The organism is Serratia sp. JSRIV002 (genome assembly GCF_019968725.1).
Classification (GTDB): Bacteria; Pseudomonadota; Gammaproteobacteria; order Enterobacterales; family Enterobacteriaceae; genus Chania; species Chania fonticola_B.
On sequence record NZ_CP074143.1, the window covers coordinates 2,504,573 to 2,520,518 of the forward strand.

The 15,946-nt window shown below is 52.2% G+C and carries 14 protein-coding genes; 7 read left to right on the top strand and 7 right to left on the bottom strand.

Translation table 11 applies throughout. The features are described from left to right. Window positions 1–830 precede the first annotated feature (830 nt). Entirely contained in the window at window positions 831–1,283 is a 453-nt protein-coding gene (locus tag KGP26_RS11650; protein WP_223665466.1) for a hypothetical protein, read from the bottom strand. Between the two features lie 266 nt (window positions 1,284–1,549). Here KGP26_RS11650 and KGP26_RS11655 point away from each other — a divergent pair, with 266 nt between their 5' ends. Next, on the top strand, window positions 1,550–1,969 hold the full coding sequence (locus KGP26_RS11655; protein ID WP_115158355.1) for a hypothetical protein: 420 nt from the start codon (window positions 1,550–1,552) through the stop codon (window positions 1,967–1,969). Window positions 1,970–2,055: 86 nt separating this feature from the next. On the opposite strand, the gene KGP26_RS11660 is transcribed toward KGP26_RS11655, so the two are convergent. Continuing rightward, window positions 2,056–2,550: an Lrp/AsnC family transcriptional regulator gene (locus tag KGP26_RS11660; RefSeq protein ID WP_024485698.1), complete on the bottom strand. Its 495-nt coding sequence runs from the start codon at window positions 2,548–2,550 to the stop codon at window positions 2,056–2,058. 139 nt (window positions 2,551–2,689) lie between these two features. Here KGP26_RS11660 and KGP26_RS11665 point away from each other — a divergent pair, with 139 nt between their 5' ends. After that, window positions 2,690–3,646: a DMT family transporter gene (locus tag KGP26_RS11665; protein WP_223665467.1), complete on the top strand. Its 957-nt coding sequence runs from the start codon at window positions 2,690–2,692 to the stop codon at window positions 3,644–3,646. Between the two features lie 148 nt (window positions 3,647–3,794). On the opposite strand, the gene proP is transcribed toward KGP26_RS11665, so the two are convergent. Both proP and KGP26_RS11675 read right to left on the bottom strand, forming a co-directional pair. Further along, window positions 3,795–5,297, bottom strand: coding sequence for a glycine betaine/L-proline transporter ProP (proP, locus tag KGP26_RS11670; RefSeq protein WP_059200539.1), 1,503 nt, complete (start codon window positions 5,295–5,297; stop codon window positions 3,795–3,797). 434 nt (window positions 5,298–5,731) lie between these two features. Beyond that, window positions 5,732–6,145 carry an Exc2 family lipoprotein gene (locus KGP26_RS11675; RefSeq protein ID WP_021804749.1) on the bottom strand — a complete coding sequence of 138 codons (414 nt, stop codon included), beginning with the start codon at window positions 6,143–6,145 and terminating at the stop codon, window positions 5,732–5,734. A 144-nt stretch (window positions 6,146–6,289) separates the two neighbouring features. Between KGP26_RS11675 and KGP26_RS11680 the strand changes: the two genes are divergently transcribed. The 3 genes from KGP26_RS11680 (at window position 6,290) to KGP26_RS30305 (ending at window position 7,418) form a co-directional block, all read left to right on the top strand. After that, window positions 6,290–6,595 carry a hypothetical protein gene (locus tag KGP26_RS11680; RefSeq protein WP_071680533.1) on the top strand — a complete coding sequence of 102 codons (306 nt, stop codon included), beginning with the start codon at window positions 6,290–6,292 and terminating at the stop codon, window positions 6,593–6,595. Between the two features lie 119 nt (window positions 6,596–6,714). Continuing rightward, window positions 6,715–7,218, top strand: a complete 504-nt coding sequence (locus KGP26_RS11685; protein WP_223665468.1) for a YlaC family protein — start codon at window positions 6,715–6,717, stop codon at window positions 7,216–7,218. A 68-nt stretch (window positions 7,219–7,286) separates the two neighbouring features. After that, window positions 7,287–7,418, top strand: coding sequence for a hypothetical protein (locus KGP26_RS30305; RefSeq protein WP_256461570.1), 132 nt, complete (start codon window positions 7,287–7,289; stop codon window positions 7,416–7,418). Window positions 7,419–7,835: 417 nt separating this feature from the next. Here KGP26_RS30305 and KGP26_RS11690 read toward each other — a convergent pair whose 3' ends face one another. The 3 genes from KGP26_RS11690 to mdoC all read right to left on the bottom strand — a co-directional run bounded on the left by KGP26_RS11690 (window position 7,836) and on the right by mdoC (window position 11,498). Further along, window positions 7,836–9,557 (bottom strand): potassium/proton antiporter, encoded by a 1,722-nt coding sequence (locus tag KGP26_RS11690; RefSeq protein WP_223665469.1) that lies wholly within the window; start codon window positions 9,555–9,557, stop codon window positions 7,836–7,838. 278 nt (window positions 9,558–9,835) lie between these two features. After that, complete coding sequence (locus KGP26_RS11695) at window positions 9,836–10,060, bottom strand: hypothetical protein (protein WP_021178338.1); 225 nt, start codon at window positions 10,058–10,060, stop codon at window positions 9,836–9,838. 310 nt (window positions 10,061–10,370) lie between these two features. Continuing rightward, a complete protein-coding gene (gene mdoC / locus KGP26_RS11700; protein WP_223665470.1) occupies window positions 10,371–11,498 on the bottom strand; it encodes a glucans biosynthesis protein MdoC in 1,128 nt (375 codons plus the stop codon). A gap of 252 nt (window positions 11,499–11,750) precedes the next feature. Here mdoC and KGP26_RS11705 point away from each other — a divergent pair, with 252 nt between their 5' ends. Then, entirely contained in the window at window positions 11,751–13,319 is a 1,569-nt protein-coding gene (locus KGP26_RS11705) for a glucan biosynthesis protein G (protein ID WP_081050633.1), read from the top strand. Then, the gene (mdoH, locus tag KGP26_RS11710; RefSeq protein ID WP_024528521.1) at window positions 13,312–15,873 is read left to right on the top strand and encodes a glucans biosynthesis glucosyltransferase MdoH; all 2,562 of its coding nucleotides are present in this window, start codon (window positions 13,312–13,314) and stop codon (window positions 15,871–15,873) included. Before KGP26_RS11705 ends, mdoH begins: the two co-directional genes overlap by 8 nt. The last annotated feature ends 73 nt before the right edge of the window (window positions 15,874–15,946 follow it).

A 15,946-nucleotide genomic window follows, 5' to 3' on the forward strand; every position in this document is an offset into this window, starting at 1 on the left:
TCGTGGAACGTGAAATCGAAACTCAGGCTTAGGTGTTTCTCCGATGCTGCCTTGTTAGGCTTCATCCAATGTGCGTTAAAGCTGTCCCGGGTGTATCTGGATCCTGACGGTTGGTGAAGAACGAATACGCTTAGCTACAGTCTGGCGCTTCAGGCCTCATTACAAATTTGCGCCGGACAGATAGGCACGATGAATATTTGGCGTGCAGAATTACCCCACGAAAGTAGACTTCGCTGATTGCCTATTCGAAATCTGAAGGGCGCCGCGTTTTGCAACCAGGTTGAATTTATAAAAAGTTGCTATAACCATTGAGTCCAAGACTAACTTTGTCTATGCAGCTTACCCAGGGAAAATTTATGGCAGAGGACGCAATGCTCATGCAAAGAGTTCGATTATATTTACATCTGGTGAATTGTTTAACGAGGTTGGGGATATTATCGCGACGGCCACTGCAACGTTCAAGGTGTTTCCTTTTGAGGTTCCGGATTGGACATGGCAGTAAATGTCATGACATGAAGAAGGATATTAACCTAATTATATTCATTTTGGCCGCCTCTGGGCGGTTTTGATTGACCATTACAGAGCAGCTTTGCGAGGCTGCTGCGTAATGCGCAAGCAAAGCTATCCGCAACCGATACATATGTAAGCTGATGGGTGAAATGAATACGTGGTGAATGTGCAGGGGCCAGAATGTGAATATTGTCATCCTGTCACTTGCCGGAGGTCAGCACCGACCACCACAGCCTTATAGAAAAGCTCCTGCTCAGTCGCCGGGGCTTTTTTGCTCCCGAAACACGCTATCTGGTTAAAAATAGTACAACTGATACCCTCTATTTGGCGTTAATCACTCCTTTGCTGCCTGCATCATTATCCACCCAGACATCTTGCCCCTTGAGGCGACGATCTCCTTGAATGGTATAAGTGATGGTGCCACTTCTGAACACCAGCGCGCCATCAGATTTTTTTGCCTTGACCTGCTTGCCGTTCACCAATACACGATCCTTACCATCGATACTGATTGTCGCTACCGTGGCACCTGTCTCTGGAAAGGTGGCAACCCACTCACCGGCATATGGGCTGGCACTGGTGTCAGCAGTGGGGGCGGCTCCAAAGCCGGCCTTGGCATTCTCGGCCTTGGTTTTGTGAATGTCACAGCCTTGAGCCTCGGTCACTTGGGTACAGCCAGAACGCTCCAACTGCTGGGCAAATTTTGCGTTGATGGCGTGGGCCGGGGCGATGCCAAGTAGCGTCATTGTCAGCATAACAGCTGCATTTTTTGACATTGTAGTTCCTCCAAAATGAGCCGATCTATTGCCACGGAAACGGACCGGATATTTCGGTGGCTGAGGGGTATATCTAAATCTAGCACTCAATAGCCCTTAACGCGATTCAACAAGCAACGAAGCATTTTCTCATTCGGTGGTCGAATACAAACGGAGCGCTATGGCTTCTCTATCGTCGATTTATAAATTGAATGGATTCAGCCCGATTTTGTTGCCAGCGGCAACTGGTATGCTACAAGACTCGGCTATTCACTCAGGAGATGACGATGGAATTTGAAATTGAGATTATTAACCCGGCGAAACATCCAGAGCTAGCGGCCCAGCAGGTGGTTATCGAGTTGATCCGCGCAGGGAAAATTGACAACGCCTTTAATGGTGCCAAAGCGTTAAACACTTACCAAAACCTGGTGGAAAAGTATAAGGCATTAGCTGCAGAGCCCGGTGCTGTTCAGGCTAAGGACAACCCTACAGCGCTCCCCGCCTCGGAGGTTAAGATGGCTACATTGCCAAGTAAACCTGCAGTGGTTGCGGCCAAAGCAAAAAACAATGTCGACAAGGCCCCCGTAGCGGCAAAATCGAGGGCCAAGACATCGGCTCCAGCGGTTAAAGAGTCAACCGTTGCTGCAGAAGTCGTTGCCAAGCCAAAGAAAGCCAAACCAAACCCGACTACAGCCAAGAAAAAATAATCCTTCTATGCGTGGAGGCGCCCGTTTCCGCGCAGTTTATTTCAGGTTGAAGTTTGTCTGCTCAGGCGTGACTCGTGATCAAACGGCTATTTCGTCGAGACTATGCTGATGCCTTCGGCCGGTAGCGGCAGCGCCGTTTTATAGCGTACCTGCTTGAGGGCAAAGCTGGAGCGGATGTTGGCTACGCCCGGTATCTTGGTCAGATGATCCAGAATGAAACGCTCAAGCGCGCGGATATCGGGCACCAATACCCGCAGCAGATAATCGGCATCGCCCGTCATCAGGTAACACTCCATCACTTCTGGGCGCTGATCAATGGCCTGTTCAAAGTTGCTGAGTGCACCTTCAACCTGCTTTTCCAAACTCACCTGAATAAATACGTTCACATGGAGCCCAAGCACAGCCGGTTCCAGCAAGGTCACTTGTCCCCTGATGATGCCCAACTCCTCCATGGCTTTTACACGGTTGAAGCAGGGGGTTGGGGATAGATTGACCGAACGGGCAAGCTCCGCATTGGTGATCCTCGAGTTAGTTTGCATCGAGTTCAGAATGGCAACGTCTGTGCGATCAAGCTTCTTCATATGAGAAAATTTACCCTTAAAATGTGATTTATGAGGTTAAAATGACTCATAAAAACCGATTTGAAAAACATAATAAGAGAAAGTTTCCCCGGTTATCCAGATAAAATTAGCATATTGCATGAATGGATGAGAAACCGCTGTGGATACTGAGGGTAATTACTTAACCGGCTCGCCCAGCGTGCCGAGCTATGCGCCTGATAGCGTGAAAATCAAAGGCGTCCTACTGCTGGTTGGGGCCATTGTGATTTGGGGGGCGAACTGGCCGGTGATGAAGGCTGGGCTTTCACATATGACGCCGATTTGGCTTTCTACCACCCGATTTGTCAGTGGTGCGCTGTGCCTGTTTGCTCTACAGATATTGACCAAAAAGTTGCGATTCCCGCCCCGCAAGGATTGGCCGTTAGTGGTGAGCGTCGGGCTGCTGCAAATGCTGACATTTACCGTGCTCGGTGCCTTTGCCATGACCGAAGTGCCTGCAGGCAGATCCGCTATCCTGGCTTACACCACGCCGCTCTGGGTCACGCCTATCGCTGTGTTATTTTTCCGGCAGTCGCTTTCGCGTCGGCAACTGATGGGATCGTTGCTGGGTGGTGTAGGGGTCATTGTACTGTTCAACCCGTTCACGTTTAACTGGGGCGATAAGGTTCTGATTGTGGCTAACCTGATGTTGCTGACGGCCTCCTTTGCCTGGGCGATGTGCATTTTGCACTTGCGTTATCATAAAGGAGTGTGCAGCGCGTATGAGCTTGCTCCCTGGCAGATGCTGCTGGCAAGCGTACCGTTGGCGTTGATGGCTCGGGTATGCGAAGGGCCATATACCGGCGATGGTTCGACATCGTTAATCGAAATACTGCTGTTTATGGGCCCGCTGGCGACCGCGTTCTGCTTTGTTGCGGTGAATGCCGCCAGCATGTGGCTGTCGAGCACCAGCATGTCAACGGCGATGCTCGGGGTGCCGGTGATAGGCTTACTGATGTCCGTTGTCTTTCTGGGGGAGCAATTGACTCTCACGCTGGGTATTGGCCTGCTGGTCATTATGGCGGGTATTTTTATCGTGACGGTAAAACCATCGACAAATGGCATTAAGACTTCCTAGCGAATCTGCTACGGGTTCATAACCTGGCTAAGTTGAACGAGGCCGCTGACAACATCTTGACCGGCTTCATGCAGCGCCCATTGAGACTAATAAAAAGGCCAGAGTCGTTACGCTAACGAGCTCTGGCCTGTTTGTTCACCGGGGAGAATTAATCCAGTTTTGGATGCTGGTCGATCAGCGTTTGCTTTTTCTTCTCCAAATCGGCGATTTGCTGGCTGATATCTTCGACTTTCTGCTCGATATTATCGTAAGTTTCCTGCAGCAGCTCTTTGGCTTCTGAGCGGTCAGAGGCGGCTGGAGCAGCACCGCGCAGCGGCTTGTTGGCCGTTTCTTTCATATACAGACCGGTAACCAGACCAATCGCTGCCACCACCATCAGATAATAGGCTGGCATATACAGGTTACCGGTGGTTTCGACCAGCCAGGCGGCCAGCGTTGGTGTGACACCCGCAACCAGTACCGAGATATTGAATGAAATCGCCAGCGCGCTGTAACGGATGTGGGTAGGGAACATCGCAGGCAGAATGGAGGCCATTACCCCGATAAAGGAATTGAGCAACACGGCCAGTATCAACAGACCAACAAAAATCAGGCCAATAACGTTACTGTTGATCAAGATAAAGCTAGGGATGGCCAGCACCAGCAGACCGAGGCTACCGCCAATGATGAAGGGTCTACGGCCAATGCGGTCGCTGGTCATGCCGACCAGTGGCTGGACGAACAACATACCTAGCATGATGGCAATGATAATCAGCACGCCGTGGTCTTCGGAATAGTGCAGGTTATGCGACAGGTAGCTTGGCATGTAGGTCAGCAGCATGTAGTAGGTCACGTTGGTTGAGATCACGATACCTACGCACACCAGCAGGCTTCTCCAGTGCTTGGTAGCGATCTCTTTGAACGAGGTTTTCGGCGGGTTCTCAATGGCCGCACGATCGTTCTGTTCCATTTTGTCCATATGCTGCTGGAACGCTGGCGTTTCTTCCAAGGCGTGGCGCAAATACAGGCCAATTATCCCCAGCGGTGCTGCCAGGAAGAACGGAATACGCCAGCCCCAGTCGAGGAAGTTGGCCTCACCCACGATGCTGGAGATAAGTACCACCACACCTGCCCCTAATACGAAGCCGGCGATGGAGCCAAAGTCGAGCCAACTGCCCATAAATCCGCGTTTACGGTCCGGTGAATACTCGGCCACAAAGATGGCTGCGCCAGAATACTCCCCACCGACGGAGAAGCCCTGTGCCAGTTTGGCCAGCAACAGCAGGATAGGGGCCCAGATGCCAATCGAGGCGTGGGACGGGATCAGGCCGATACAGAAGGTACTGATCGCCATAATAATGATGGTAACGGATAACACTTTCTGGCGGCCGAATTTATCGCCCATGGCACCGAAGAAGACACCGCCCAAAGGACGTACCAGGAAAGGAACCGAGAAGGTGGCCAGAGCGGCAATCATTTGCACGCCAGGCGAGGCGCCAGGGAAGAACACCTGGCCAAGTGCGTAGGCGACAAAGCCGTAAACACCGAAGTCAAACCATTCCATGGCGTTGCCTAACGCGGCGGCGGTAATGGCTTTTTTTAACTTGCTGTCATCAATAATAGTGATGTCATTAATCTGTAGTGGTTTATGCTTTTTTTTTCTTAGCTTCATAAATCATCCCATGCAAAATTGATCGTCGGCGAGTTCGTCGGCCCGCTCATTTTTATTGGTCAAGATATCAGTCAGGCTAATGTTACCTCTGTTTTGTAGATCGTCCTCGTGGTTTTTTTCTGAGAGTCTCATCACAATAATTAGGGTTTTAAACAAAAAAAGTCATCCTTAGGATTAGTTTTTCTTGTCATATAGCTTAGCGTTATCTGGGATTTGAATCAAATCGAGTAAAAAATGTTATGTTTTTCAGTGGCTTTTACGGCAGGATTATCTGAGGGATGGGCCAATTTTCATCAATAAAGGGTGCTAAAAAGTGTTCAGCATGTCCCCGAACACCTGTCTGCGATGTCCCCGAACAGTACAGGAATGATACAGAGTTAAGGCCCCCTCACGAATGCAAAATCAGGGGGCGGTGCTGCTAGCAGTTCGTCCGGTTAAGGCTTGCCGTCATAGCCATCCCAGTAAGTGGCGATAGCATTTTCGAGCAGGATCTCACGCTGTTTTTTCGGCGAGTCAGCCGTATAGGATTGATTAAACATCGTCGCCTTTTGCTCCGACTCAGGTAAAAAATCAGGGCTGCGGAACCCATTCACCCTTTGCTGTGCCTGTTCGCGGGTCAGTCCATCCTGGCGATCTTTTTTTCCTGCCTGGTAAAACTGCTCAAAGAATGGGATGGCGGCTTTCGTCGATTTTGAGATATCGGTGCGCGTATCAGGGCCGAAATGCGCCTCTGCTAACTGGAAGGTGGCATGGCGAGCGTGTCTTTCAACGCTACTTTGTGAGGCGGAGCAGGCGCAAAGCAACAGCGCGGCAAGCAACGGGATAGAACGATAACGTTTTGATGGCATGTGATGTTCCTTGTTATAGGTTTTGAAGGTTCCAGAGGATGTCCCGCTATTCTATCCCAGTAGCAACATATTGAAACCCATCATGTTAGCGCAACCCTTGCTACACTTATTACAGGCAGCGTTGCCTGGTGAGTGGAGGTGGATATGTCCGATACCGAACTGCTTCAAGTGCTTTTGCAGCGTATAGAGGCATTGGAAGCCCGTGAACAGGCACTCACTGCGGCCTCCAATGCCTACCAGGCAATCATCACCACCCTATTGGGCAATATGGATAAAACAGCGTGCGACAAGGTGATTTCGATGATCGATCAGGCACATGAAATCGCCTATGTACGCGCTGCGCATCGCTGTGACGAACCGCAGAAACGTAAAATCAAGCAGGCGGATGATGTTGCACAGCGTATGTTTATGGTCGCGCAGGGGCAGGGAAGGGCATCACAGTCACGCTGATCCTATAACAGTTTGCGGCGAATAATGCAGGAATTGATCTACCTCAATAAACTGTCATTGTGATAGCTTGGGCTGAGATTGGTGATAGTCACGATGCGCTGAGGCATTAAGGTATAGCGATGGATACGATTAAGAACATCCTGGTTACAGAGATAGAACAGATTAACCGGCGGGAAGGGCGTGACGGCAAGCCGCGTTTCAACAGCGAGTTTGCGCGTACCCACCGTTGGCTGTGTTTTGCCATGTTCGCTGGCTATTTTGCGGTGATCGCGGTGATGTATCCGGTGCCCTATATGGGGCTGTATTCGTTCCTGGGTTTTACTGCCTTTGTGCTGTTTATGTTTGCCATGCTGCTGATTGAAATCAAACCGGTTTACCGCTTTGAGGACATCGGCGTACTGGATCTGCGAGTTTGTTACAATGGGGAATGGTACTTTACGCGCGCACTGTCGCCGCAGGCTATTCAGGCACTGTTGAACGAACCTACGGTAAGCTCGGTGTTGAAAACCCGTATGCAGGAAATCATCGCCAACAAGGGCGAGATTGATTTCTATGACGTTTATGATCTGGCCTATGCCAAAAGGTTAGCTACCCCGTCAGCGCCGCAGGCCGCGCTGAGCTGAATAGGTTGCACCGGTGCCGAGGTTGGCTATAATAGTTGTTGGCATGAGACTATTCTTAGGAAATAGCGATGAGTGATGATATTTTTGATTTTGACATTGATGATGAATTAGCCAAAGCAGAAAGAAATGCGGCGCAGAAGGCCAGGGAAGTTCCTGAAATTCTTGAGGATGAAGAAGACTGCGAAGGCTGCAAAATCTGATTGAATTGCCAAAAAAACCGCTGCGGCGGTTTTTTTATGCCCACCCGCCAGACATTGCCTCAATCCAGCACAAAACCCCAGATCAATAGCCCAGCCACGGTAACGAGGCATAGTGCAGACACAGTCAGCAGCACTTTTCCCAGTAAATCTTTCTCTTGTTGTTTTTGCATCAGGTTACATCATCCAAGTAGTATTCGATGGACCAAATCGGCGATACCCAAATCCAGTAAGGCAACGCTAAAAGCGATGACGGTCAAGGCTGAAAAGAACTTCGCTTTGCTGCTCAAGATCTTATCCGACGGTTGATGTGCCGCAAACGGCCCACCTCAGCGTCGAGGTGGGCATTAATGACTGTCATTAAGAGTTATCCGGGCCGGATTAGTTCCCGCAACGGCATGGTTAATGGCGTTCAACGGGTTAATCGGTAACGATCTTGACGCCTATTTTGCTGATTTGATTAGCATCCATCTCTGCGATAGTCCAGGTTAAACCATCCCATTCCACCTGATCCCCCACCACGGCTTCTCCCCCGATTAACCGGGTGACGAACTGGCCGAGCGTTTGCTGATCGTCCACGCCCTCTTGCAGATTCAGGCCGTAAACCTGAGAAATATCACTCAGGCGCGCATCGGATTGCAGAATGAAATCACCGAAGAACCGCTCATCCAGCGTAACCGTAGGTGCCTGGCTGAACAGTTTTCCCAACGCAGGCAAATCGTGTTCATGGCCAATAACGCACAGGGTATCTCCTGCCAGCAAGCGGGTGCTGCCACTCGGGTGTAACAGTTCTTTGCCACGGAACAGCGCGGCAATGTGCGTTCCCGGCGGCATCTTGAGTTCCCGCAGCGCTGCGCCGACGCACCAGTTTTCAGCGCTTAGCTGATAGACAAACTGCTCCCATTGGTTTTCCTGGTGAACATCCAGCCCCACGCGGGAGATGGGGGCTAATGCTGGTGGCACCACCACCTTGGCCTTTTTGGCGGCAAAGGACAGCGAAGTACCCTGCAACAGCAGTGAAACCAACACCACAAAGAACGCGACGTTAAAGAACAGATTGGCATTGGGTAGCCCGGCCATCATCGGGAATACCGCCAGGATCACCGGCACCGCGCCGCGCAACCCCACCCAGGAGATAAACATCCGTTCTCGCAGGTTGAAGTTGCGAAACGGCAGCAGGCCGATAAACACCGAAATCGGGCGGGCAAACAGGATCATCCACAGCGAGAGCAGCAGGGCAGGGATGGCGATAGGCAACAGGTCGTGCGGGTTAAGCAACAGCCCTAGCACCAGGAACATGCCGATTTGGCTCAGCCAGGCCAGGCCGTCGAAGGTTTGCACAATGCCATGGTAGTTACGGATTGGACGGTTACCCAGCAGCAGGCCGCACAGATAGACCGCCAGTATGCCGCTGCCATCCAGAGCGGTAGTCAGGGCAAAGATCAAGATGCCACCGCTCACCGCCAGCAGCGGATACAACCCTTCCGCCAACTTGATGTTATTGATCAGCGTTATCAGCAACCACCCGCCGCCCAGGCCGAGTACGATACCCATACCGAATTGCTGCAAGAGATGGACGATGAACATCCAGCTTAACGAGGTTTCGCCAGCGGAAATCATGGCAATCAGGGTGATGGTTAAAAATACCGCCATCGGGTCGTTACTGCCGGACTCAATTTCCAGCGTCGCGCTGACACGCTCGTTCAGCCCTTTGCCACCCAACAGTGAAAACACCGCTGCCGCATCGGTCGATCCAATAATGGCACCGATCAGCAGCCCCTGGATCAAATCGAGGTTAAACAGCCAGGCGGCGGCCAGGCCCGTCAGACCGGCGGTGATCAGTACGCCGATGGTAGCCAGTGACAATGCTGGCCACAGCGCGACACGAAAGGAGCTGACGCGAGTACGCATACCGCCGTCGAGCAGGATCACGGCCAGAGCCAGGTTACTGACCAGATAAGCGACGGGATAGTTATCGAAGGCGATGCCTCCAGGGCCGTCAACACCGGCCAGCATGCCTATCGCCAGGAAGATCACCAGAATGGGAATACCCAGGCGTGAAGAGAAAGAACTGAGCAGAATACTTGCTCCCACCAACACGGCACCGATGATGAACAAGCTATTGATCGTGCTGGCATCCAAAATAATGTTCTCCTGCGAGTTGAGCTGAAAGGGGGGGCGCCAAAGCAAAGACACCGCATCATAATAGCCTGTTTGTCCTGTGCAACGCCAAGGCTGATTGCCAAAAAAACGGTGTCATTATGGCTACTTGCCGCAAATTTTGATGAAAAGAGAGGTGAAAGGTGGGTATTGCGGTTTTTGTGCCTATTTATCAGCTCATTGAGGACGGTAGGAAACAGGTTATTGATGAAAAACCATTAACCCCCCAGCAGGAGGCTTAATGGTTAGCAGGCGGGAGGTTAGTGATCGAGTGATTGCAGAGCACGCTTGATTAATTCGGCTGCCAGTTTCCTTTCGGCCTCAGAGATCCCGTCCAGGTTGAGGCTGGAAAGCTCGGTTACCAATACGCTGCGATCTTTGCCACTGATAGAAGAATCCAGTGCGGACAGCAGTCTACCCAAGATTTTCAGTAGTGTGGCGTTTTCTGCTACGGCTTCGGTTGCCGCGGTCGGTTTATCGGTCATTAAAAATCCTCTCTGTCGTGACGGAAGGGAAATGTTACCGGCGCACGCGATGGTGATGCGCCATCCCTTAGGGTTCGTGAGCCCAATCGCTACCGTAAGGCAGGGATGTGGATTTTTTCTTATGCACTGTAGTTATAACAACTCACCACAATATGCTCCAGCACAACTTTGCATCAACGGGTCGTGATAGGTTGAGCACTATGTGCCTGACCACCGATCAATTATAGCTAAGCGGGCGCAGCATGCGGCCTCCTTGAGAGGGCCACATTATGTTTGCAGGGCGCTGCAAGCAACGCCCTTACACAGGAGGTTAGGCTTTACCAGAGAACAGGAAGCGTAACAGCGGGATGCGCTTGTGCAATTCATATAACAGGAAGGCGCAAGCAAAGACGAACACCAGACCCAGCAGGAAACCCAGCAGATTATTATCGATCAGCGGAGTCACGAAGGCGCCGTATATCAGCGTCAGCGGATGGTGAACCAGATAGATAAACAGCGAAGCGTTGACCAGATAGGTAATGCGGGGCGAATGGAAATCGAGCAGCGCATGGCCAAATGCGAACACCACGTTGGCCATCAGGACCCCGAGCACGGCTTTGATCATGATCTCCAGTTCAAACCCGAAGCTGCTGTGCGCCAGCAGTTTCTGGTTGAGCATGTAGGCTACCAACAGCAGCAGTGAGCCCAGTACGGCTGGCCACGAGGGTTTGAGGAACACCGCTTTCAGCCAGGAGTACTTAAACGCATAGGCACCCACAATGAAGAACGGCAGGTAGAAAAGGGTTTCCATCACCACGAAGTTGAACAGACCGTTAGACAGTAAATGCGGGGCGGTGATTAAAATAATGCGATGAAACACGCCGTATATAAAGGCATACAATAAAAACCACAATGAGATATTGCTGAGAGTGGTCATTTTATTTATTGGCCGCGGTGCCATCGGCGTTTTTATCGCCTTAATTTTTTTAAACAGATAAAAACAGGCGCAGGTCAATAAGCACAAGGTTAATAAAAACCACAGATGGGAGACCAACTCCCAAACCACCACGTTTATTTTTTGATAAGGGGTAAAATCATCCCAACCGGTTAATTTATCGGTGTAGTTCTTGAGTAAAAAAAACTGTGGCAGGGTAATCAATGGGATAGAGCTCAACAGCGGAATAGCAACCCGCTCCAGGCGTACCTTCAACCAGCGGTGGCTGTCATAGCGTTCGTACAGCATGTAGGAGAAGTAGCCGGAGATAATGAAGAACACCTGCATGCGAAAGGCGTGAATAAAGTCGTTCAGCACCGTCAGCGAAAACGACGGGGCCGCGCTGTTCACCGCCCACGAGTGGCTGGAGTAAATCAGAGAAAGATGAAAAGGAATGCCCAGCAGCATCAAATAGGCCCGGATCGAATCCAGGAAAAACTCGCGCTGGTTAGTGCTGTCAGTCATAGGTTACCGCTGGTGGTTGCATCAGGGGAGTGTAAACCCGCTTAATAAGTCGGCAATGGGGTAATCGCAAACTCAAACCCTACTATAGCGACCGACATTTTTCCATAGCGTCTTGGAGCACGGCTTGCTACGCTGCACAACTGCTTAAACTCTAGGCCGTAAACATCAGCACACGTTTATCATGTTGTCGGCGAGCAGAATAATCCATTAATATGGATTTTGAATATTTTGAGCACACGAATAGGGGGGGATGTGCTAGTAAATCTATTATCAAAAAAACCACGCGCCACGAGCGTACGTTGGTTAGGCGCTACCGTTTTATGCACGTTGTTGAGTTCGCAGGCATGGGCTTTTTCTATCGACGATGTGGCCAAACAGGCACAGGATCTGGCAGGAAAAGGCTTTGAAGCCCCGAAGAGCAACCTTCCTTCTCAGTTTCGCGATATGAAGTTCGCGGACTATCAGCAGATCCAGTTCAATCACGATAAAGCCGTGTGGAGTAAGCTGAAAACCCCTTTCAAGCTTGAGTTCTACCATCAAGGGATGTACTTCGACACGCCGGTTACCATCAACGAGGTCACGGCCACCAGTGTCAAAGAGATCAAATACAGCCCGGACTATTTCAACTTTGGCCCCGTCAAGCACGATCCCGACTCGGTGAAGAAGCTCGGTTTCGCCGGGTTTAAAGTGCTCTATCCGGTCAACAGTGCGGATAAGAACGACGAAATCATGAGTATGCTGGGCGCCAGCTATTTCCGCGTAGTGGGTAAAGGGCAGGTTTATGGGCTTTCTGCCCGTGGGCTGGCGATTGATACCGCCTTGCCATCTGGCGAAGAGTTCCCGCGTTTCCGCGAGTTCTGGATCGAACGTCCTAAGCAGGGCGACAAACATCTGGTGATTTATGCCTTGCTGGATTCTCCACGTGCTACCGGCGCTTATCGTTTTGTGGTTTACCCCGGCCGCGATACCACGGTCGATGTCCAGTCCAAAGTGTTCCTGCGCGACAAAGTGGGCAAGTTGGGTATGGCACCGTTGACCAGCATGTTCCTGTTCGGGCCGAGCAATCCTTCGCCAACGCTGAATTACCGCCCGGCGCTGCATGACTCCAACGGTCTGTCTATCCATGCCGGTAACGGCGAGTGGATCTGGCGTCCGCTGAACAATCCTAAGCACCTGTCCGTCAGCACTTACAGCATCGAAAACCCGAAAGGTTTTGGTCTGCTGCAGCGTGGCCGTGATTTCCGTGATTACCAGGACCTGGACGATCGTTACGATCTGCGTCCAAGCGCCTGGGTTGAGCCGCGCGGCGATTGGGGCAAAGGCAAGGTTGAGCTGGTAGAGATCCCAACTGCGGATGAAACCAACGATAACATCGTGGCGTTCTGGACGCCGGACGTGTTGCCTGATGCAAAAACGCCGTTGGCCTTGAACTACCGCCTGTACTTCACCCGCGACGAAGAGAAGCTGCATTCACAGGATATCGGCTACGTGGGTAAAACCATGCGTTCAACCGGTGATGTGAAGCAGTCAAACCTGATCCGTGAGCCGGACGGCAGCGTGGCGTTCCTGGTTGACTTCGTCGGCCCGGCACTGAAAGCGCTGGATGCCGATACGCCGGTGGCTTCTCAGATCAGCATTGGTGACAACGGCGAAATGGTGGAAAACAGCGTTCGCTATAATCCGGTCACCAAAGGCTGGCGTTTGACGGTGCGTCTGAAAGTGAAAGACGAGAAACAGCCGGTAGAAATGCGTGCTGCGTTGGTCAACGGTGACAAGACCTTGACGGAAACCTGGAGCTATCAGCTACCTGCCAATGAATAAGTCTACTGAAACTGCCCAGGAATATCTTGCGGCAATGCCCCTGACCGATGAGCGGTCAGGGGTGCTCAAACAACAAGTAATGGCAGGCGATACCCCGGCACTGGAGGCTTTACATCGTCAGATGGGAGCCTCTGATGCCAATGTTGCGTCTCTGTCTGCAGATGACATCGCCCTGGCCTCGGTCAAGGCGCGTATAAGCCAGGCTTGGCCGGATGCCGTCGATGACGACGATTTTGATTGTGACCCGGAAGGGCGCACCATCCTGAAAGCCACGCCGCCGGTAAAACGGACCACCATGTTCCCTGAAGCCTGGCGCACCAACCCGGTGGGGCGTTTCTGGGATACTCTGCTGGGCCGTAAGACGCACAATCGTCATGCCAGCAAAGAAGAAGCCGAGGCGGAAAACCGCTGGCGTATTGTCGGTTCAATGCGCCGTTACGTGCTGTTGATCCTGATGTTGGTGCAAACCGGCATCGCCACCTGGTACATGAAAACCATCCTGCCTTATCAGGGCTGGGCACTGATCGATCCTATCGCCATGTTCGATCAGGATTTGATGCAGTCGATGTTGCAAATATTACCTTATCTTTTGCAGACCGGTATTCTGATCCTGTTTGCCATTCTGTTCTGCTGGGTCTCTGCCGGTTTCTGGACGGCGTTGATGGGGTTCCTGCAACTGCTGATTGGCAAAGATAAATACAGCATTTCTTCGACTATCAAAGGTGATGAGCCCATCGATCCAGCGCACCGTACCGCGTTGATCATGCCGATCTGTAACGAAGATGTCGAACGGGTATTTGCCGGGTTACGGGCAACCTATGAGTCGGTGAAGGCGACGGGGCAGCTCGAGCATTTCGATATCTATGTGCTTAGCGACAGTTACGATCCCGATATCTGCGTCGCTGAACAGAAGGCCTGGATGGAGTTGTGCCGCGATGTTGAGGGTCATGGACGTATCTTCTACCGCCGTCGCCGCCGTCGTGTGAAACGTAAAAGCGGCAACATCGACGACTTCTGCCGTCGTTGGGGCGGTGAGTACAGCTACATGGTGATCCTGGATGCGGACAGCGTGATGAGCGGCGAGTGCCTCACCGGCCTGGTGCGTTTGATGGAAGCTAACCCGAACGCCGGTATCATTCAGTCTGCGCCAAAAGCCTCGGGTATGGATACGTTGTATGCCCGTGTGCAGCAGTTCGCCACGCGCCTTTATGGTCCGCTGTTCACCGCTGGTCTGCACTTCTGGCAGTTGGGCGAATCCCATTACTGGGGTCATAACGCCATCATCCGGGTGAAACCCTTTATCGAGCACTGTGCTTTGGCGCCGTTGCCGGGTGAGGGCTCGTTTGCCGGTTCCATCCTCTCCCATGACTTTGTGGAAGCCGCATTGATGCGTCGTGCTGGCTGGGGCGTGTGGATTGCCTACGATCTGCCGGGCAGTTATGAAGAGTTACCGCCTAACCTGTTGGACGAGCTGAAACGCGACCGCCGCTGGTGTCATGGCAACCTGATGAACTTCCGCCTGTTCCTGGTAAAAGGCATGCACCCGGTTCACCGCGCAGTGTTCCTAACAGGCGTGATGTCCTACCTGTCGGCACCGTTGTGGTTTATGTTCCTGGCGCTGTCCACCGCGTTGCAGATAGTGCATACGCTGGTGGAACCGCAATACTTCCTGCAACCCCGGCAGTTGTTCCCGGTGTGGCCACAGTGGAAGCCAGAGTTGGCGATTGCGCTGTTCTCTACCACCATGGTACTGCTGTTTTTACCGAAGTTGTTGAGTATCGTGCTGGTCTGGGCAAAAGGCTCGAAACAGTACGGTGGGCCGATCCGGCTGCTGATCTCCATGCTGATGGAAGTGATGTTCTCAGTGCTGTTGGCGCCGGTGCGTATGCTGTTCCATACCGTGTTTGTGGTCAGCGCGTTCCTGGGCTGGGAAGTGGTGTGGAACTCGCCGCAGCGTGATGATGATGACACCCCTTGGGGCGAAGCCTTCAAGCGTCACGGTTCGCAAATGCTGCTGGGGCTGGTTTGGGGCGGCGGCATGGCATTGCTGGATCTGAACTTCCTGTGGTGGCTGTCACCGATCGTCTTCTCGCTGATCCTGTCACCGTTTGTTTCGGCGCTGTCGAGTCGCGCTACGCTCGGCCTCAAGAGCAAGCGAGCCAAGCTGTTCTTGATCCCGGAAGAGTACGATCCGCCGCGTGAACTGGTTGCCACAGACACCTATCTGCAACTTAATCGCCAGCGTGCCTTGCGCAACGGCTTTATGCATGCGGCGGTGGACCCGTCCTACAACGCCTTGGCTGCCGCGCTGGCAACGGCTCGTCACCATCTGCGTACCATTATCGATCGGGCGCGGGAAGAGCGGGTGAACGAGGCGTTGGAAGTCGGGCCAGAGAAGTTGGCGAAAGCCAAACGCCTTGAGCTGTTAAGCGATCCTGTGGCGTTGTCACGCCTGCATCAGCGTATTTGGCTGCTGCCGCAGGGCGAGGCCTGGCGCGAACATTATCGGCAATTACCGCATAATGAACTGGCTCACCCCGTCGGCCAACGCTAACGGTTAGTATTAATTAAAGGGGAATGCGCACTGCGTGTTCCCCTTTTTCGTTTCAATCTCAATAAAGCTTGGA